At 65.2% G+C, this 18,232-nt stretch carries 14 protein-coding genes; 8 read left to right on the top strand and 6 right to left on the bottom strand.

What is annotated here, in order from left to right; genetic code table 11:
- Positions 1-19: 19 nt before the first annotated feature.
- Positions 20-1,396: an HNH endonuclease signature motif containing protein gene (locus ABD791_RS06715; RefSeq protein WP_345063710.1), complete on the bottom strand. Its 1,377-nt coding sequence runs from the start codon at positions 1,394-1,396 to the stop codon at positions 20-22.
- Positions 1,397-2,289: 893 nt separating this feature from the next.
- Between ABD791_RS06715 and ABD791_RS06710 the strand changes: the two genes are divergently transcribed.
- Positions 2,290-4,857 (top strand): ATP-dependent Clp protease ATP-binding subunit, encoded by a 2,568-nt coding sequence (locus tag ABD791_RS06710; RefSeq protein ID WP_345063708.1) that lies wholly within the window; start codon positions 2,290-2,292, stop codon positions 4,855-4,857.
- A gap of 77 nt (positions 4,858-4,934) precedes the next feature.
- Here the strand turns inward: ABD791_RS06710 and eccCa are convergent, their stop codons facing one another.
- The 5 genes from eccCa to ABD791_RS06685 are packed head-to-tail and all read right to left on the bottom strand — an operon-like array spanning position 4,935 to position 12,428.
- Entirely contained in the window at positions 4,935-8,921 is a 3,987-nt protein-coding gene (gene eccCa, locus ABD791_RS06705; protein ID WP_345063706.1) for a type VII secretion protein EccCa, read from the bottom strand.
- The gene (locus ABD791_RS06700; RefSeq protein ID WP_345063704.1) at positions 8,918-9,772 is read right to left on the bottom strand and encodes a hypothetical protein; all 855 of its coding nucleotides are present in this window, start codon (positions 9,770-9,772) and stop codon (positions 8,918-8,920) included. The genes eccCa and ABD791_RS06700 overlap by 4 nt, the downstream gene beginning before the upstream one ends.
- Positions 9,769-11,103 carry a type VII secretion integral membrane protein EccD gene (gene eccD / locus ABD791_RS06695; RefSeq protein WP_345063702.1) on the bottom strand — a complete coding sequence of 445 codons (1,335 nt, stop codon included), beginning with the start codon at positions 11,101-11,103 and terminating at the stop codon, positions 9,769-9,771. The genes ABD791_RS06700 and eccD overlap by 4 nt, the downstream gene beginning before the upstream one ends.
- Positions 11,100-11,390, bottom strand: a complete 291-nt coding sequence (locus ABD791_RS06690; protein WP_345063700.1) for a hypothetical protein — start codon at positions 11,388-11,390, stop codon at positions 11,100-11,102. Before ABD791_RS06690 ends, eccD begins: the two co-directional genes overlap by 4 nt.
- Positions 11,391-11,426: 36 nt before the next feature.
- On the bottom strand, positions 11,427-12,428 hold the full coding sequence (locus tag ABD791_RS06685) for an FHA domain-containing protein (RefSeq protein WP_345063698.1): 1,002 nt from the start codon (positions 12,426-12,428) through the stop codon (positions 11,427-11,429).
- Between the two features lie 253 nt (positions 12,429-12,681).
- Between ABD791_RS06685 and ABD791_RS06680 the strand changes: the two genes are divergently transcribed.
- Genes ABD791_RS06680 through ABD791_RS06650 form a run of 7 tightly spaced genes read left to right on the top strand, consistent with a single transcriptional unit; the run spans position 12,682 to position 17,994 of the window.
- Positions 12,682-13,020, top strand: coding sequence for a hypothetical protein (locus ABD791_RS06680; protein ID WP_345063696.1), 339 nt, complete (start codon positions 12,682-12,684; stop codon positions 13,018-13,020).
- Positions 13,021-13,029: 9 nt separating this feature from the next.
- Positions 13,030-13,344, top strand: coding sequence for a pore-forming ESAT-6 family protein (locus tag ABD791_RS06675; protein WP_345063694.1), 315 nt, complete (start codon positions 13,030-13,032; stop codon positions 13,342-13,344).
- 6 nt (positions 13,345-13,350) lie between these two features.
- Entirely contained in the window at positions 13,351-14,457 is a 1,107-nt protein-coding gene (locus ABD791_RS06670) for a DUF6177 family protein (protein ID WP_345063692.1), read from the top strand.
- Entirely contained in the window at positions 14,447-14,791 is a 345-nt protein-coding gene (locus ABD791_RS06665; protein WP_345063690.1) for a hypothetical protein, read from the top strand. Before ABD791_RS06670 ends, ABD791_RS06665 begins: the two co-directional genes overlap by 11 nt.
- A complete protein-coding gene (locus tag ABD791_RS06660) occupies positions 14,788-15,132 on the top strand; it encodes a DUF6507 family protein (protein ID WP_345063687.1) in 345 nt (114 codons plus the stop codon). The genes ABD791_RS06665 and ABD791_RS06660 overlap by 4 nt, the downstream gene beginning before the upstream one ends.
- Positions 15,133-15,160: 28 nt before the next feature.
- The gene (locus ABD791_RS06655; protein ID WP_345063685.1) at positions 15,161-17,467 is read left to right on the top strand and encodes a glycohydrolase toxin TNT-related protein; all 2,307 of its coding nucleotides are present in this window, start codon (positions 15,161-15,163) and stop codon (positions 17,465-17,467) included.
- Positions 17,464-17,994, top strand: a complete 531-nt coding sequence (locus tag ABD791_RS06650; RefSeq protein ID WP_345063683.1) for an Imm61 family immunity protein — start codon at positions 17,464-17,466, stop codon at positions 17,992-17,994. Before ABD791_RS06655 ends, ABD791_RS06650 begins: the two co-directional genes overlap by 4 nt.
- The last annotated feature ends 238 nt before the right edge of the window (positions 17,995-18,232 follow it).

The raw sequence follows: 18,232 nt of genomic DNA, 5'->3' as shown, positions 1-18,232 counted from the left end.
CCGCGCCTGGCGACGCAGGTTAGAACGGTGGTGGTGTGTCGGTGTTGGGGAGGGCGACCGGTCCGATGTGGTGTTCGGGTTGGGTCGTGTAGGTGTGTCCGGTGGGGGAGGTCCAGATGATGGTGCCGGCGTCGCCGTGGATGTAGGACCAGCCGATTTCGTGTTTATCGCGATGGTCCTTGGGACACAGGCTCGCGAGGTTGGTCAGGTTGGTTTCGCCGCGCTGGCCGTTTTCCCAAAACGGGATGCTGTGATCGATGTCGCAGTCCGCGGCGGCCCGGGTGCAGCCCGCCGACCGGCAGGTTCCGTCGCGGAGCCGGAGCACGGCGCGGAGGTCTGCGGGTGGTTTGTAGCGTTTGCGGCCGACGGAGAGCCATGCCCCGGTTTCGGGATCGGTGAGCACCCGCAGCCAACTGGGCGCGGTGCCGGCGAGCTCTTTGGCGGTGTCGAGGTCGATCGGCCCGTAGCCTTCGAGCACGGCCGGTTCGTCGCTCCGCCCGAGCAGTGTCAGCGCCGGGACCAGGATCACTACATCCGGTTTGATGCCCCGGCGACGCCGGGTCCGGCCAGAGTTGTTCTTTGCGCCGGTCGTCGACCCGTTTCTCGCGCCGTTTCTTGACCCATTCGTAGACCGGTTCGTTGACCGGCCCCTCGGTCCGGTGCTATCAATGTCGTCGGGTTCGTCGGGTTCGTCGGGTTCGTCGCGGTCGAGGATCAGATCGACGAGCACATCGGCTTTCAATTGGGTGAGGGTGCGCGGTTCGTCGGAGCGTTGCAGCCCCATCGCAGTGCCGGTCAGCCGGGTGCAGATCGCCTGTGCCTGGGTCGCGGGCAGGAACGCGCTCAGATACGCCATTCCGTCGGGAGCCGGGTCGAAGAATACGGCCCGATCGGCGACACTTTTCTGATGCCGCACGGTGATCGAGGCCGGGTCCAGCCGCTCGCGGGCCTTGCGGGCCTTCTGGGTGAACTTCGACACGATCAGGTCCCCGGCGCCGGGCAGCACCGCCCGCTCTAGTTCGGCTTTGTCCTCCGGACTGAGGCCGAAGGTCTGGTCGGCGAGGGCGACGGCATGCCGGTAGCTGATCTGCCCGGCCTGCAACGCGGCGAACGTGTCGGGCAGGGTATGGATCAGGGCTTTGCCGACCTCGATCTTCGTTTCCATCGTGCGCTCCGGCAGGTCGAATGCAGCAGCCAATTCAGAGACGAGCACCCGCCGGTTCGCCCACCGCTGCCGCAGGTTCGATTCGGTCTCCGGGAGGATGGTCAGTCGCTCGCTGAGCAGCCGGGTCCGGTCGATCTCGAGCACGGTCTCCGCGGCAACCACCGCCTCCCGATGATGCGATTGGGCGGCCCGGTCGAGCTGTTCACCGAAACGTTCCAACAACGGGTTCATACTGAAAGTCTGCCAGGCACCACTGACACTCGACTTTTCGGAAAGGCCTGCTGACCGGGGGTTGTGGATAACTTCGAGGCAGGGTTCCTGTGGAGGACGGAGTGGGGGTGCTGGGCGGGTGTGGAGGCTGGCGAGCGGGGTGTCGACGGGCTCGACCAACGAGGTGGTCGGGTGTGGAGGCCGGCTCGCGGGGTCGACAGGCTCGACCACCGGCTTACCCTCCGCGCGTGCGCTTGAATCGTCGCCTACGCGGTCGCGACGCGACGATTTGAGCGCACGCACGGAGCTGGCGGCCGGATAGGAGAAAGGGAGCTCGAGACGCGGCCGACTCCGTCGGCGGGCGCTCCGCAATCAGCGAGGCGGGCGCATCCGTCGCGATGTGCGCGGCAAGCACATCGGGCGCAGACGGGACCGAAATCAGGAGTGGATTGCGTGTCGCGGATGCGGCGGCTCGGGAATCCGCGGGCAAGCCAGGGCCGACATACCTCCACTCCTGAACGCGGTCCCACCGCGGAGAGGGCGTGGGTTGAGTCCGGAGAACTGGTCGCGGGATTTCGAGACGCGGCCGACTCCGTCGGGCGCTCCGCAATCAGCGAGGCGGGCGCATCCGTCGCGATGTGCGCGGCAAGCACATCGGGCGCGGACGGGACCGAAATCAGGAGTGGAGTGCGTGTCGCGGATGCGGCGGCCCGGGAATCCGGAAGCGGGCCAGGGCCGACACACCTCCACTCCTGATTTCGGTACCCAGCTAGAGAACGATGGGCGGGTTTCGAAGCCTGAACGCGGCACCCGGCGCACCAGCGCGAAAGAGAACGGATGTCGGCTCTGCGGGAATGAAATGGGCACGGCGACGTTAACTTGAGTCGAAGGCACTCAAGTTTCTAGGAGGACAGATGCCCACATTCTTCGGCGCAGATGGTTCCGGCAGCGGTTCGTTCGACGAATTCCTTGCTCGCTACCTGCAGAGCCAACGCGCAGCCCAGCCTGTGCGACCCATTGATCTCACCCGTATGCTCAGCCGGCGCACTCACGAACTGCTCGCGCAGGCCGCGGAGTTCGCCGTCAGCCACGGGCACTCTCACGTTGACGCCCTGCACATTCTGCGGGTCATGGTGGCGCAGGCCCCCGCCGTCGAGGCGATCAGCAACGCCGGACTTGACCCCCAGGCGATCGCGAAAGCGGTGGAGCAGCGACTCCCCGAATCTTCATCCGAACGCGGCACCACTCCGCCGGCATTCACTCCGTCGGCCCAGCGCGCCCTGCTCGACGCCTACCAAGTGGCACGCTCATTCGGCTCAACTTACGTCGACCCCGAACACCTGTTCTTCGCGTTCATGGTGAACCAGGATGCCCCCACCGGCCAGGTGCTCGCGGCCGCCGGTGTCACCCCTGCCGCGTTGCAGGCCGGCGCCGTGAACGCCGCGCAGGCGGAAGCGACGAACGCTGCCAACCCGGCTGCGGCATCCACTGACTCGGAGACCCCCATGCTCGACCTCTACGGAACCGACCTCACCGAGCGTGCCCGCGCGGGCAAGCTCGACCCGGTGATCGGACGTGCCGATGAGATCGAACAGACGATCGAGATCCTCTCGCGGCGCACCAAGAACAATCCGGTGCTGATCGGCGAACCCGGCGTCGGAAAGACGGCCATCGTCGACGGGCTCGCGCAGGCGATCGTCGACGGACAGGTTCCTGAGCAGCTGCGCGACAAGCGTGTGATCTCGCTCGACCTGCCCGCCATGCTCGCCGGAACCCGCTACCGCGGCGATTTCGAAGAACGGCTCACCAAGACGATGGATGAGATCAGCGCACGCTCCGGCGAACTGATCGTTTTCATCGACGAACTGCACACCGTGGTCGGCGCCGGTGCGGCCGGCGACGGCGGCATGGACGCCGGAAACATTCTGAAGCCACGCCTGGCGCGCGGTGAACTGCACCTCATCGGTGCCACCACCCTCAAGGAGTACCGCAAGGTCGAGAAGGATGCCGCACTGGAGCGTCGTTTTCAGCCGGTGACGGTGGGCGAGCCCGGCATCGAGGATGCCGTGCAGATTCTCGACGGGTTGAAAGACCGCTACGAGGAGCACCACAACGTCACGTACACCGACGCCGCGATTCGCACCGCGGTTGAGATGTCGGCCCGTTACATTACCGACCGGTTTCTGCCCGACAAGGCCATCGACCTCATCGACCAGGCCGGTGCCCGGATGCGTCTGAAGGTCGGCTCCGTCGTCGACGTGAGTGCATTGCGCGAGCAGGTCGCCTCGCTCGAGGCCGCGAAGTCCGCCGCGGTCACGGCCGAACAGTACGAGGAGGCATCGCGGTTGCGCGATGAGATCGACGCCGTCGAAGCGCAGATTTCATCGGCCGGCACCGCGCCGGGTAGTAAGGATGCTGGCGCCGCAGTTATCGACGAAGCCGAGATCGCCGAGATCATCGCGCGAGCGACGGGCATCCCGGCCAGTCGGGTCACCGCGACCGACCGTGACCGTCTCGGACGCCTTGAAGAGGACCTGCACCGGCGACTCGTCGGCCAGGATGACGCGGTGACGGTGATTGCCAAGGCCGTGCGGCGCAACCGCACCGGCATGGGCGATTCCGGCCGACCGGTCGGAAGCTTTCTGTTTCTCGGCCCGACCGGTGTCGGAAAGACCGAGCTGGCGAAGGCTTTGGCCGAGTCGCTCTTCGGCGACGAGAAGGCCATGCTGCGCTTCGACATGAGCGAGTTCAGCGAACGGCACACTGCCAGTCGGCTCGTCGGGGCCCCTCCCGGCTACGTCGGCTACGACGAGGCCGGTCAGCTCACCGAACGGGTGCGGCGCAATCCGTATTCCGTGATTCTGCTCGACGAAATCGAGAAGGCGCACCCCGACGTGTTCAACCTGCTGTTGCAGGTGCTCGACGACGGACGCCTGACCGATGGCCAGGGTCGCACCGTTGATTTCCGCAACACGGTGATCATCATGACCTCAAACCTGGGGTCTGAGTTTCTGGCCAGCCGCAGCGGCGCGCTGGGCTTCATCGCCGAAACGGATGGCGCCGGCAACGGATTCGGGTCCGAAAAGGCACTCCGTGACCGCGTGATGGGCAAACTGCGTGAAGCCATGCGACCCGAGTTTCTGAACCGGATCGACGAGATCGTGCTCTTCCAGAAGCTCGATCAGGCGCAGCTCCGCCAGATCGTTCGGTTGCTGCTGGGCCAGACCGAGAGCAGGCTGAAGGCGCACGACTTGTCGCTCGTCATCAGTGACGAAGCGATCGATTGGATCGCGACGCGCGGCTACGAGCCGGAGTACGGGGCCCGTCCGTTGCGCCGCGTCATCCAGCGTGAGCTCGACGACCGCATCGCCGACCTGCTGGTGGCGTCGTCATTGCAGCCAGGCGAATCGGTGACTGTGTCGGTCGACGGCGACGCGCTCGTGGTCCGCACAGCTCGAGCTGCATTGCCCCAGGCCGCATAGCGGCACCGAACCCGCCGGGTTCAAACACCGAACCCGCAGCATCCGCCCCACCTCACGCGACGCCCGATCAGGCCGGCCTAACCCGCCAATTCCTGGTCGGGCGTCGCTCGTGTTTCGGCGGTTGCCGCGTGGATGATGCGGGGCCGGTCGCCGCGTCGCACGAAGCGGCCGCGACCCGGAAGCATGGTCTCCGCGTAGACTCCGGGGAACAGCTGGCCCTCACTGCGTTCACCGGACATAATGAACGCCGAGCCCGCCGTGTCCCGAATCGACTGCAAGACCACGTCGTACATGGCACGGCTCGCCCCGGCGACCGGCCGCGTGAGAATGACGTGCAACCGCAGGTCGCGCGCGCTCGGCAGGTAGGGCAGGAGCGGTTTGAGCGGCTCCGTGCCGCCCGAGACGAGGATGTCGTAATCGTCGGCGATGATGACGATGCGCGGGCCCTGGTTGCGTTCGGCTCGCGTCGATGCGTTCTGGCGCTTCTCCAGCTCCGCTGCGATTGCCGTGGCCAGGCTGCGCGCCTCTGTACTCGTCGAGGCATGCCCGCCGAGGTAGGCGTCGGGGATCTCTCCGACGAGCTCGCCGCGCAAGTCCATCAACGCGATGACGAGTTCGTCGGGCGTGTGCCGGTCGATCAGTCCGTGAAGAATCGTGCGCAGCAACGTCGACTTGCCCGATTGGGCATCACCGAACGCAAGCAGGTGCTGGTCGAGACTACTGAGCTCGAGGTAGGCGGGCTCCATGGTGTCTTGCCGCAGTCCGAGCGGAATCCGGTGAGGTTCGTCGAGTTCGTCGGGCAGTTCGTCGAGGCTGAACTCTGTCGGCAGCAGCCGGATCGGAGCCGCGGATGGCCCCTCCCAGCCCGCCGAGACACGGCGCGCCAGGTCTTCGAGCGCCTCGCCCAGCTGGTCGTCGTCGGTGTCGTCCAGCACCGGCAGGGCGAGCTGGGCGAAGAGACCGTCACCCGTGAGCATCCGGCCGGGCTGATCGGCCTTCAGCGTCTGCGAGAGCTTGCGGCCGATGATCGAGTCAGCCGGGTCGTTGAGGCGCAGCTCGATGCGGGTTCCGACCAGCGGCTGGTGAGCCATCCGCAGCTCGTTCCAGCGCGTCATGCTGAGCACAATGTGGATGCCGAAGCTTCCGCCGCGCTGAAGCAGATCGACGAAGGGGCCGTCCAACTCTTCGAAGTCGTTGCGCAACGAGCCGTAGCCGTCGACGAGCAGCACGATGTCGGCGGAGATCAACTCGGGGATGTCACCGGCGGCGTGCATGGTGCGCAGCGACTGCACGGAGTCGATGCCGTAACGCGCGAAAATCTCTTCACGCGTGGCGAGCATCCGGTGTAGTTCTTCGAGTGAACGCAGCAGGCGATCCTTGTGTGAACGCGTCGCGACACCACCGACGTGGGCAAAACCTTCGATGCGGCGCAGGCCGCCGCCGGTGAGGTCCATGCCGTACATGGTCACCTGGCGCGGGGTGTGGGTGAGGGCGATGGATGCGGCGAGGGTGCGCAGGAAGGTGCTGCGACCGGACTGCGGGGCGCCGATCACCGCAACATGGCCGCCACTGGCCGACAGGTCGAGTCGCCAGGCGGACTGCGTCTGGCGAGCGGGATCGTCGATCAATCCGATCGGCACGAGAAGCGGTTGTGTGCGCTCCTCCGACGCTTCGGCTTCGAGAACCCGGGCCAACGCGACGCGGGTGGGAAGCGGGGGCAACCAGACGGCCCGGCTGGCGCGCGCCGGGTCGCGCAGACGGTCGACGGCCTCGTCGATCAGGGCGCGGCCGACGCGGGGCGCTTCGAGGGAATCCTCGACCACGTCGGACCCCGGCGCCGCCGCCAGACTGTTGAAAGTCGGGAGCACGAGGGGTTCGAGCAGGCGTTCGTCGCTGATGACCGGCGTGGCGCCGGGGAGCGGGCCGGACACGTAGCCGCTGCGAAAGCGCTTGTAGACGGAGGTGTCGACCTTGAGGTAGCCGTAGCCGGGAATGGCGGGCAGATGGTAGGCGTCTGGGGTGTCGAGAACGATCGAGCTCTCGGACTCGCTGAAGGTGCGGAGGCCCAAGCGGTAGGAGAGGTAGGTCTCGAGGCCGCGCAGCTTTCCGGCCTCGATGCGCTGGCTGGACAGCAGCAGGTGAACGCCGATCGACCGGCCGATCCGGCCGATGGTGAGCAGCAGGTCGACGAAATCGGGTTCGGCGGTCAGTAGTTCGCCGAACTCGTCGATGACCACGAACAAGTGCGGCAGCGGCGGCAGATCGGGGCGTTCGCGCCGCAGCTCGCGGTAATGGGTGATCGAGGGGGAGCTGCCGGCGTCGCGGAGCACCTGCTGGCGGCGCACGACTTCGCCGGCAATCGACTCCCGGGCACGCTGTGTCAGCTGGGGGTCATCGGCGAGGTTGTCGATGATGCCGGCCACATGGGGCAGCCCGTTGAATGGCGCGAACGCGGCGCCACCCTTGAAGTCGACGAGAACCATGCTCAGGTCCTCAGGCGAATGCGTCAGAGCGAGCCCGAGAATCAGGGTGCGCAGCATCTCGCTCTTGCCCGACCCCGTCGCGCCGATGGTGATGCCGTGCGGGCCCATGCCGAGCTGTGCGGATTCCTTGAGATCGAGCAGCACAGGTGCGCCGTTGTCGTCGACGCCGATCGGCACGCGCAAGAAGTCACGCGTGGAGCGGGGAGCCCACCGCGCATCGCCCTTCACCGATTCCAGGTCGGTGATTCCGAGCAGATCGGTGATGTCGATGGCGGCGACCGCGTCGGGTTCGTCGCGGTGGCTCACGGTGAGACGCAGGGGAGAGAGCACGCGGGCGATCGACTGGAAAAGCGCGGGGGAGAGCAGATCGAGTGACGCGGTGACGGCAGCGGTGGCAGCAAGACCAGTGGCGCCAGCACCAGCGCCAGCGCCAGCTCCCGCGGGATCGCTCGATTCGATGAGCAGTTCGTCACCGGTCGCGGTGATTCGCACCGTGACGTCCGACGGTTCGTGCAGGCGGTCGGTGAGCAGGTGCACCACCGTCACGTTCATGTCGCTGAGGCTGAGGCCGCTGTCGGGCAGCGGCAGCGTCGAGGCGACCCGGTTCGTGTCGTCGACGAAGACGATCAGCCGGGAGGACGGCGTGCGGGTGCCCGACCGTTTGGCCAGGGCCGCGCGTTGGGCACGCTCGGCAAGCTCCTCACCGAGCACTCGAGTCAGTGCGTGAGTGCTTGACGCGACACGGCGGGCCGGCACAACGCTGTCGTAGACCAACGGCTCGATCACGTGCGGCAGCAGGTCGAAGCCGGCCCATTCCGAGGCTGTGTCGGCATCGAACACGGCGGCGAGGTGCACGTCGTCGGGGGAGTGCAGGGAGGCGATCTGGGCGATCAGGGTGCGGGAGATGCCGAGCACCTCTTCGCGGTTGCCGATCAGCGCGACCTCTCCCGCATTGTCGAGGTTCACGATGACCGGCATCCCGTGCACGGTGGAGTAGTGCGAGATGACCGATTCGGCCTCGTCGATCAGAATCGGGTCGAATGGTGTGACGGGGTTCTCGGCGCTCGGCACCGTGATGTCGAACCAGCGCACGTCGCCGTCGCCGACGCGAACGCGAAGAAAATCGGCATCCGTTTTGCGGCGTTCCCAGCGGCGTTCGGGATCACGGCACAGATCGAGTAAGGCCGGCGGTGCGGGGTTCAACAGGGCGAGTTCTGACCGCGCCTGATGGGCACGGTCACGGATGTCGGCGCGCGACTTCTCGAGGTAGTCGAGGTAGCGCTCACGCTGCGTCAGGCGCTGCCGCGTGGCGTTGCCGCGCTGGCTGATCGCCATGCCCAGACCGCCGACCAGGGCCACGATCAAGACCAGGGCTCCGATCAGCATGAAGATCGCCTGGCCGCGCAGCACCACCATCATCGTGACGCTGGTCGCGGCACCGAGCACCGGAATCAGAGCTTGGATCGGGATGCCGCCGGCCGCCCCGTCTTGCACGGGCGGCGGAGCGGCGATCGTCTCGGCCGGGGGCCGCTCGACCGGGGTGGTCACTCGGCTGGGACGGTGGATTTTCGTCGTGCTCATCGGATCGACTCCAACGGTCGTGCGGTCGGTGCACCCACGGCGAGCAAGGTGGCTGCCAGCGTCGAGGCGGCGCGTCGTGAGCGACCCGAGCGACTGCGTGCGATCGTGTCGCCGGCCCGGGCGAGCTCGGGGTCGTGGCGAATGACGCAGATGGGCAAGCTCGCGTCGCTGAACATGCGGCTGGGCGCCTGACCGGCCGAACCGTCGATGTCGACGAGTGCCAGCACCACGGATGGCTGGGTCTGGTGCGCGTGAATGGCCGGAACGAGCGAGGCGGCGATCTCGGCGGTGTATCGATCGGCGCGGGCGACGAGGCAAATGGTGTGACTGGTGGCAATGACGGCGCCGAGGTCGTTTTCCGGCGGCCGCACCCCCCAATCGGTGACCGTCAGGTCGAAGAATCGGGAGATCGGCGTGATCTGTTCGTTCCAACTCGCCACCGACGCGTCGGCGAGGGGTGAATGCCGCAGATCCTGCACGACCAGACCGGTTGCTGACCGGCGCAGGTCGGTGAGCGCGTCGCGTGCCGACTGGGCGAACAGGCGCACGGCGTTCGGCTGGTCGGATGACGCGGTGCCGAGCCCGGCATGGGCGATCAGGTTGTGCGGGCCGGCCGATGCGTTCACTCCCAGTACATGGCCGGAGCGGCGGGCGGCGAAGACGCCGGCGACCTGTGCGGCGAGCGTGGAGCATCCGTTGCCGGCGTCAAGTTGCACGAACCCGATCCGGCGATTCACCGGCAGCGCCATGCGAATCTGCTCGTCCTCGGCAGAGAGCTGCCGAAGCGCGGCGGCCGGGCTCCCGAACAGGGCACGGGAACCGAGGGCTGCGAGGTTCGCGAAGGTCGTCACTTCGTGAATGTCCCAAGCAAGTCGGCATAGATGCCGAAGGCGCCGAGCACCAGGGGGATCAATGCAACCGCCGAGACCACCTCGACAAGGTCGCCCAGTTTACGAAACCGTGCACGCAGATGCGCGGGCGGTGCGAACGCTCCGATGAGTGCGAGAACGATGGTCAACACTGCAATCAGGAGGAGGGTCGCCCCGCTGGACAACACGCTTTGGGCGACCAATCCGATCACGAGCGCGAGTGCTGCAGCGGCCCAGAGGATCGTCGCCTGTGACGCGAGCGGAAAGGCGCGGGTGCGAAGAGCCGTGACCAGCAGGAGCGCGAGCCCGAGCCAAAGCGTCCACGGGTCGTCGGTGGAGACGAGAACGACGATGCTCGCCGCGACCGGGATGGCCAGCGCCACCGTCGTCCAGGTGAGCGTCGAATAGGCCTGTTTCAGGGTGCGCGTGACGTGGGTACGCCTCGCGAATGTACCCTCGATCACCTGATCGTCGAGCCCGGTCAGCCCCGACGCCGCCATGGCGAACCACGGCAGAAAACCGATGCAGAAGACGGCGACGACGCCGGTGACGGCCGCGACCCGATCCAGGGGGAGTCCGGCGCCGAGCAAAGCGAGGGGCAGCGCGCTGATCCCGACACCGACCAGGCTGCTCCACAGTGCGGGGCGCATGCGCAACGCGATTCCGAAACCGGCTCCCACAGCCAGCCAGCCGAGAACCGAGATCAGCAGGAGAAGCACGGCGAACGCTGAGACCGACGGCACGGAGAGCAGGTCGAGAATGGCAGCGGATGCCGCCGGCACGGCACCGAGGGCAGCGCTGAGAAACGCGGTCGCCGCCCACTGCAGCCGTCCGAGACCGGTTGCCACCGCCGCAACCAGCAGCACGGCGAACCCGCCGATCAGAAGTCCCGTCGTCGCGGAGCCGGGAGAGTTCAGCAGCACGAGAATCCCGATAAGCGCCGTGCCGACACCGATGGCCGCCGCTGAGACATGGCGGCGGTGTGTGATGGTCCAGATTCCGGCGTGCGATTCGCGCACCTCGGCGACAACATCCGTCACATCGGAGACCTCGGGCGGCGGCGGCGCCTCGTCGACCCGAATGAGTCGGATGAGTTCGCCGTCGCGCACAGCCTGCGACGCCAGGGACTCACTCAGATCGAGTTGTTCACCGGTCGTTCGGGTCAACGTCAGGGGCCGGGCGAGCGAACCGGTCGGCTCCTCAAGGAGCTCGGCGATGCGCACCAGCAGAGTGCCGACGCTCTCATCGTTGGGCACGACAAGTTCGGCCTTCCGTGCGCTTCCGATGACGGTCAGTCTGGTGAAGACGGTCACTTCTTGGTTCCTTCGGACGGTGCTGCGGAGGGGGAGGGTGTCGGCGCGAATTGTTGCTGCTGGGCGGCCTTCGCCGCGGCCTGGTCGGCGAGAAAGTTCGTGACAAAGGAGGTGCCGATACAGCCGGCGCCGACGACGGCGGCTAGCACGAGGCTGCCGATCATCCGCTTCACGTTGTCGTTGACGGTGCGGCGGCTGGTGAGCGTTCCGAGCAGAAATGCGCCACGGAGGCGCGCCCGGTGGGTGCGCACCGATTCGAGAAGGACGCTGTCCCGGTTAAGCGACATCGGTCGACCCTCTTCGTGTGCGGGGGCGATCGCCGATCAACGCGGGTCCCCGATGAGCTGAACGTGGATGGCACGGTCGCCGATTCGAATCTGTGCGCCGTTGCCGACCCGATGGGGATGAAACGGCAGCAGGGGGTCGGACACATCATCGTCGGCGGCGAGGGTCGTGCCGTTGGTGGAACCGAGATCGGTGACAGTGACCGCAGTCCCGCTCCACTCAATCAGGGCATGGGTTTTCGAGATCGTGCGGGAGAGATCGGCCCAGGCGTAGAGGGTGCTCGACGGGAGGTTCGGAATCTGTGCCGGCGCACGACCGATCAGCAGTGGAGTGTCGAGAGTGAGCTGCTCGCCGCTATCGAGAACGAGGAGGGCGCTTCGGCGGATTGGCGTCACGGCCCAGCCGGGGCCCTGCATCCAGGGCAGAACCCCCGACTGTTCCTGGCGGGATGCCCGAGGCTCGGCGAGGGCGGTTTCACCGTCGTCAGCGAGGTCGTCAGCGAAGTCGGTGGCGCGGGAATCGGCGCGGATGATGGCAACGGACGGCGCAAACCGAGATGATGTCGCGAACTCCTCTGTCGAGGCGACGGCTGAGGCAGAGAGCAACGCCTCAGGCGCGACCGGTTGGAAGGCTCGGTCGAGGGGGTCGCGCCCCAGCGTCAGGCGCGCATGCACGAAGCGGGAGGGAGCGGGCGCGATCGCCAGCAGCATCAGGTCGGGACCGAATCCGACAGGGGAGGCGGTGCGATGGTGAACGGACCGCACTCCAAGCACGAGCCGCCCGAGAGTTCGACCGTGGCGGGCGAGTGCGCTGAGTTGCCCGGCGATGAACGCCACACCGACAAGCGCGAGAAGCACGGGCACAGAGGGAGAACCCGTGAGCGTTCCCCAGAGAACGATTCCCGCAGCCACAGCGGCGAACACCGCCACATCGATCAGAAGAGATCCCGCGATTCGGGCACCGGAGGCCCGCGCCACTCCTCCGAACAGGATGTCGTGCGCAGGTCGCACAGTCGCAACGACCATCGCTTTCACCCCCATGAACAGCACCCCAGCGGTGACTTCACCGTGATCATCGTACCGTGGCCCGTCGCCGCGCTCTGAGGTGGGAGTCGAGTCGGAGGGGCGACGGCGGCAGTCATCGTTGCGATTCGACTGCTCTGCTCAACGGTGAGCGACCGAGCAGACGGTCAAGGTCAATTCATACGCATATAGATTTCAGGCGTGGCCCTCGAATGAGGTACGTTGTCCTCGGTTTCTGTTTTACACATTCATTTAAAAGGGGGGATCAACAATGAAATTTGCCATGGGTGAAGCGACACTGACTCGCTTGACAACGCAGACATCAGGTTCATCGGATGAGCTGGTCGCACTGGTCAAAGAACTTGCACAGTCGGCTGAGCCGCTGCAGGGACAGTTCAACGGTGCCGGTCGCGCAGCGTTCGACAAGTTCAAGAACGAAGTTGACCGCATCTCGGTCGACCTGAGCGGTGCCTTGGGCGCCGTCTTGCAGGGAATCGCGGCGCAGAACACCAGCTACGCGCAGGGTGACCAGGAGATGTCAGACCAGACTGCGGCAACACAGTCGGGTGCATCATTCGACGCGGCGAGCTTCGGCTCGCGCAAGGCATAGGGGGCGAACATGTCGGGTAACGCAACAGATCGTCGCGACTACAACATCGCGGCGTCACAGAACGCACAGGACAACTTCAACCGCGTCGCCGGTCGGCTCGAGACACTGATCGACCAGCGGGACAGCGATGTCAAGGCGGCGATGGCCGACTACCTCGCCGACGGCGTCAGCGAGGAGTATGCAGCCAAGGAACTCCGGTGGAAGAACGTCGCCGCCGAGGTCAAGGGCATCATCAACTCACTGCGCAATTCAATGGAGCAGAACGACCAGTCTGCTCAGGCTGCGCTGACCAAGGCGAAGTCCGCAGTCGACGCGATCGGCTAATCGCCGGTGGGGGAGCATGAACCGGGGGAGACCTCGGCGGTGACCGTCGCGCATCCACTGGTCGATTTCGTGGGTGACGGCTTTGTCGCCACCGTTTCAGATTCACCGGTGGTGGGTTTGACCGAAGGTCGTATGGGGTTGCTCGTCGACGCGGCGAGACAGTCGACTCGGGTGCTGCTGATCACGCCGCCCGAATCGCGGCTGACACTCGCAATGACGCACTACCTGCAGCTTCTGCAGGGCCAGTGGGTGATTCGCAACGCGGATGGCGCATTGCGTGTGGCGGCGAACGGGCGCGTGCTTCAACGACTCGATGACGCGTGGAATGATCTCGACGCTGCGCCCATTGAGGTCGCCGCCGACTTCGCGCAGCCTCTTGTCGACGCGGCAACCTGGTTGCAGTTCACGATTTCGACACATCATGCGGCTCGCGATGAGACGATGCTGGGGCGCGCGCTGGAGATGATCTCCGAAGAGATCTGTGGCGAGGCGCCAACCGGCTGGGGCGTTCACGAGCCGGCTGGCATCCACTGGAACCGCGAGAACCTCACCCGTTTTGTGCGGGGGCGGATGCCGCGTGATACCCGGTTGTTCGCAACCGGCGGCGCGATGCATCCGTTATCGGCCACGCTGCAGGTGTTTCGCAGCGCAATCGGTGTGACCGAAGAAACCAAGATTCTCATCGCGTTGGGATCCGATCGTGCCGTTTCTGAGGCAGTGATCGCTCGCGTGCCGGCGGTGCTCGCCCAGATTGCCTCGACACAACAGGTGCTTTTCGGCATGGCCTATGAGCAATCCGGCGCGCCGGATGCAACATTCACCGCGGTGCAGACATCGCCGCCGCTTCCGGTGGCCTCGGTCATCGGCGCGCGCGCGATTCGCGACCTGAACATCGACATCGACGAGCTCGAGCGCTCCTTCGGGGCGATCCGCGCCGGTTCGCGCCGAGTTCCCTCCCTGGTGGTGCCGTTCGGCGCGGATCCCTCACAACGGTGGGCGCAGTTCGCCGCCGGGGTCGGAATCGTGGGTGCGGCACAGATGCATGAAGCGCTGGGTCTTGCTGTGCGGGCGACGACCGGGCTGAACGAACAGGGGAGCGACAATGCCTCGTGATTTTGTGATCACCTCCCCGCGACCGGTCGATCTGGCCGATCAACTGTTGGGTGTGGCAGAGAACAGTCTTGACTGGGAGATTCGAACCATCTGGGGCAACGGTGCCGTGCAGGTTGTCGGGTCTGATGGCCAGGCTGTCTTGACCGTGTTGCGATCAATTGTTGTTGAAGCCGGCTCGGGAGTCGATCGTCTTCTCCCGGTCACGCCGACCGCGCTGCACAGCTATTGGACCGAGGCGTATGGGCCGACGGACAGTCTGGTCGGCGTACAGGTCGCTCACAACATCGCCAAGGCAGTGGGCGGCGAGCTTTTCGTGAATGGGGTGCCTGCATGAGCAAGTGGAGTATTGACACGTCGGCCGTGTTCGGCGTGCTGAGCGACGTGCGCACCACCTCGGATGCGCTCGGAACGGCCTTCGGCTCGGTGAGCGCTGCGCAAGAGGAACTGATGGGTGGGCTTCCGGGGCTTCCCGGCGTGGCCGAGGCGGTCGCCGGTGTGCTGTCGAGCGAGGCGAGTCGCTTCACGAACGTCGGCAACCGCATTACCGCAGGGGTGCTGGGAGCCAGTTCGGCTGCGGCCAGCTACACCAATGCCGACGAGAAGATGGCGGCGGATGCCCAACGGGCTGCGGTCGCAGCATCTGCCTCTGGCGATTTCTCATTCTTCAATGTTTAGTTATTCAGTTTCAGGGGGGTGGTAGTTCGTGGGGTCTACCTTGATTGAGCCGTCGGCGATTCCGGGGCTGACAATTCAGCCCGGTGTGATTGCGTCGGCGGCGACCAATTTTACGAAGGCTGCTGGGTCGGTTCGCGACCAGGGCGCTGCTGTGCTGACGAAGTGGAGCGGACTCTCGGCGGTGTATTCGGCGCCCGAGTCGGGTACATTGCTCGCCGTGATGACTCCGGTGGGGACGGAGACCACCACGCTCGGCGATCAGATCACCTCGATTGGGTCTGCGCTGTCGACGCTCGCCGAGACGGTGGAACCGATTCGCACGAAGCTGGTCGATATCAAGCAGCGTGCCGAGACTTTTGTCACGAAGGCCCACGGCGGCATCACGGTTGATATTTGGGATTCGAACCATCCCGCGTGGGACAGCGGACTGATCGGGGGCATCCTGCTCACCGATTTCGCGGATATGGGTCCCGCTCATATTGCGTGGGACAAGTACCAGCCGTGGGTCGACGAGAACAATGCGTTGCTTGCCGAGGTCAACACGCAGGTGGTTCTGCTCGATGAGGCGCGGGCGGCGTGTGTGAACACGCTCAATGGTCTGCGCACCGATGTGTGTGTGGTGCCGGAATCGGCGATCACCATTGAGCAGTTGAATGCGGCGGGCGACCTCCCGTGGGGTGCAACGGGCAACGGCGACCGTTCGTGCTACGAGTCGTTCAACGACGGATTTGACGACGCGTTCTATTCGACCGTTGCGGGGCTGGGCTCACTGATTTCGTACAATCCCGAGACCGGCGATTGGGGGGATTGGGGCAACGCGGGGTCGACGTGGGTTGAGATGGCGACGACGCTCGGCGCGATCGCGTTGATTGGGCCGGCGGTGCCGTTGCTGGCGAATCTGGCGCCGAAGGGCTCGTGGGCGCAGGAGTTTGGCCAGGGTGTTCTGGATCGTCAGGTCGCGGTTGTCGAGGGTCTGGTTGGTTCGCCGGAGGCGTGGCAGGAGAACCCGTCGAAGGCGGCGGGCGCGATCGTGTTCAATGTCGGCAGCTTCTTCATTCCCGGTGCCGGTGCCGTGGGCGGAGCGGCGAAGGCCGGCCTGTTGGGTGCGCGGGTGGCGTCGCTGGTCGAGCATGCGAGTGTGCTGCTCGGCAAGGGCGGTGCGGTGGTTCTCGACGCAGTCGGCGGGGCCGGAACAAAGGTCGGCAGTGCGCTGACGCACCTGATGGACGTTCTGAAGCTCGACGGCGGTAGTGGTCCGCGGTTCGAGAAGGCTCTGGACGATCTTGAGGACACCCTCAAGAAGGCCGATGTCGATGTCACCAAGCCGGATCTCACGCCGGGTGGCGGTCATGGCCCGAGTGCGGATGCCCCGAACGGTGGGCACGGCACCTCAGAAAAGCCGGGTTCTGACGGGCCTGGCTCTGAGAAGCCCGGCCATTCGGAGCAGCCGGATGCCGAGAAGCCGAACGGTTCTGACGGATCTGGCTCAGAAAAGCCGGTCACTGATGGGCCTGATGGTGACGCGACGCCGGGTGGTCACCCGGATCAGGGGGATTCGGCACCGGGCGAGACGACGCCCGCGGGCGACGGAGCTCCGGGCCAGGATGCTGGTGGTACTTCTGGACATGGCCCCGTTGACTCGAATGCCGACGCAGGTGAGGGCTGGACGAAGGCACCGGTCGAGGCCGAGGGCAACCCGAGGCCTGACGGCGGAGACGGACAGGTCTTCACCAACCACGGCGACAGTGGTGAATATCCGACTCGGCCTGAAAAGGTCATCGATGAAGAGACTGGGGAGTTCGTGCAAAACCCTGATACTGCCCTGAACGAGAAGACCTGGGACCTCGTTTCGGACCCCGATGCTCCCTACGGCTCCCATCCCGACGGGACACCGCTCAAGAAACCCGAGTATGACGAGCGGTTCGTGCAGGGCAACGAAGGCAACTGGGATCGCTATCCGTCATTCGATGGTGTCGTGCCCGGCACGAGGGTGACATACACAGACCCGGTCGCTTTCGTCAAGGACTACGGCACGCAGTTTGACCGCATCGGTCCGCCGAATGGAAAGTACCTGGGTCTGGTGCAGGATGGGAAGGCCGCCTCGTTTGAGCAGCGCGGCCTGCCGGTTTCCTCACTCCGTCAGAATTACTATGAGTATTCATTCACGCCCGACGCGGCAGCGAAGTTGAAGGCGGCTGGCATCCAGATCGAGATATCCCGGATCGCGCCTGCCTTTGGTCGGGAAGGTGGCGGATTACAGGTCCGATTCCTTGAAATGGTGAACGGGAAGATGGAAACGCTGACGCTTGACCAACTGGGAGACTTTCTGAAATGACAATCCACGTTGAAGACTTTCGCCCGGAGTTCATCGAATGGCTGCGTCGCGCCGATCACACGATCGGCCGATCCGATTCTGATCGGATTGCGATTGCACCACGGGGTGGTGAGTGGGTCTATTTTCTCGCTGAGATTCAAGGCGGCTGGATCCGTGTCACTAGATCAGATCGTGGTGGAGATGAGGGCTGGGAATTTGATGCTGCTTCGCTGGAGGTGATTGAGCATCATTTCACCGCAGATGTGGGAAATATCGTCAGGAGCCGTTCTGGCATTTCTGGAGACGTCCGACTTCCGACTCGGGCCAAGGAACTCGCCTCCGGAGCTTCTCTCCACGCCGTAACGGAGGGCGAGAACGCGGGTCGAGAAGAGCTTGTGCTGAATGGTGAAATTCTGGGAGTCTTCAAGCTTTACGGAAGAGATTTCCATCCTGCGGTCGCCGCTTCGGTCTACTGCTCAGGCTCACTTGCAGAGATTCGTGAGTCTTTTCTTGATCCAGAGGGAAGGCCGCTCTTCGGGCTGAAATAGATTGAACGTCATTTCAGTGCGGTTCTTGGGGCGACGGTGCGACGGAGCGAAACAGAGCGGGACTTGGCGAGACGGTTCGGGTGCCATTTCTTTTGAACGAGCTTGCATCGGGAGCGGCGTTGAAGACTCTTGTCAAATGGGAATTCAGCAATGTGGAGGAAGTCGCCTTGGAGTAGTGCCAACGGTTCATCGCGTTGCGTGACCAATGGGTGCGGATTGCTGAACCGGCTGAATTTGA

It is taken from the genome of Glaciibacter kafniensis, from assembly GCF_039538945.1.
GTDB classification, from domain to species: Bacteria; Actinomycetota; Actinomycetes; order Actinomycetales; family Microbacteriaceae; genus Cryobacterium; species Cryobacterium kafniensis.
Note: the sequence above shows the minus strand (reverse complement) of the source record. Positions and strands in the feature narration are given on the sequence as shown.

Bases quoted from the DNA above. Each gene is read 5' to 3' on its own strand.
- ABD791_RS06660 (WP_345063687.1), top strand. From the start codon at position 14,788: ATGAGCAAGTGGAGTATTGACACGTCGGCCGTGTTCGGCGTGCTGAGC.
- ABD791_RS06665 (WP_345063690.1), top strand. From the start codon at position 14,447: ATGCCTCGTGATTTTGTGATCACCTCCCCGCGACCGGTCGATCTGGCC.
- ABD791_RS06715 (WP_345063710.1), bottom strand. From the start codon at position 1,396: ATGAACCCGTTGTTGGAACGTTTCGGTGAACAGCTCGACCGGGCCGCC.
- ABD791_RS06690 (WP_345063700.1), bottom strand. From the start codon at position 11,390: ATGTCGCTTAACCGGGACAGCGTCCTTCTCGAATCGGTGCGCACCCAC.
- ABD791_RS06710 (WP_345063708.1), top strand. From the start codon at position 2,290: ATGCCCACATTCTTCGGCGCAGATGGTTCCGGCAGCGGTTCGTTCGAC.
- ABD791_RS06680 (WP_345063696.1), top strand. From the start codon at position 12,682: ATGAAATTTGCCATGGGTGAAGCGACACTGACTCGCTTGACAACGCAG.
- ABD791_RS06650 (WP_345063683.1), top strand. From the start codon at position 17,464: ATGACAATCCACGTTGAAGACTTTCGCCCGGAGTTCATCGAATGGCTG.
- eccCa (WP_345063706.1), bottom strand. From the start codon at position 8,921: ATGAGCACGACGAAAATCCACCGTCCCAGCCGAGTGACCACCCCGGTC.
- ABD791_RS06685 (WP_345063698.1), bottom strand. From the start codon at position 12,428: ATGGGGGTGAAAGCGATGGTCGTTGCGACTGTGCGACCTGCGCACGAC.
- ABD791_RS06675 (WP_345063694.1), top strand. From the start codon at position 13,030: ATGTCGGGTAACGCAACAGATCGTCGCGACTACAACATCGCGGCGTCA.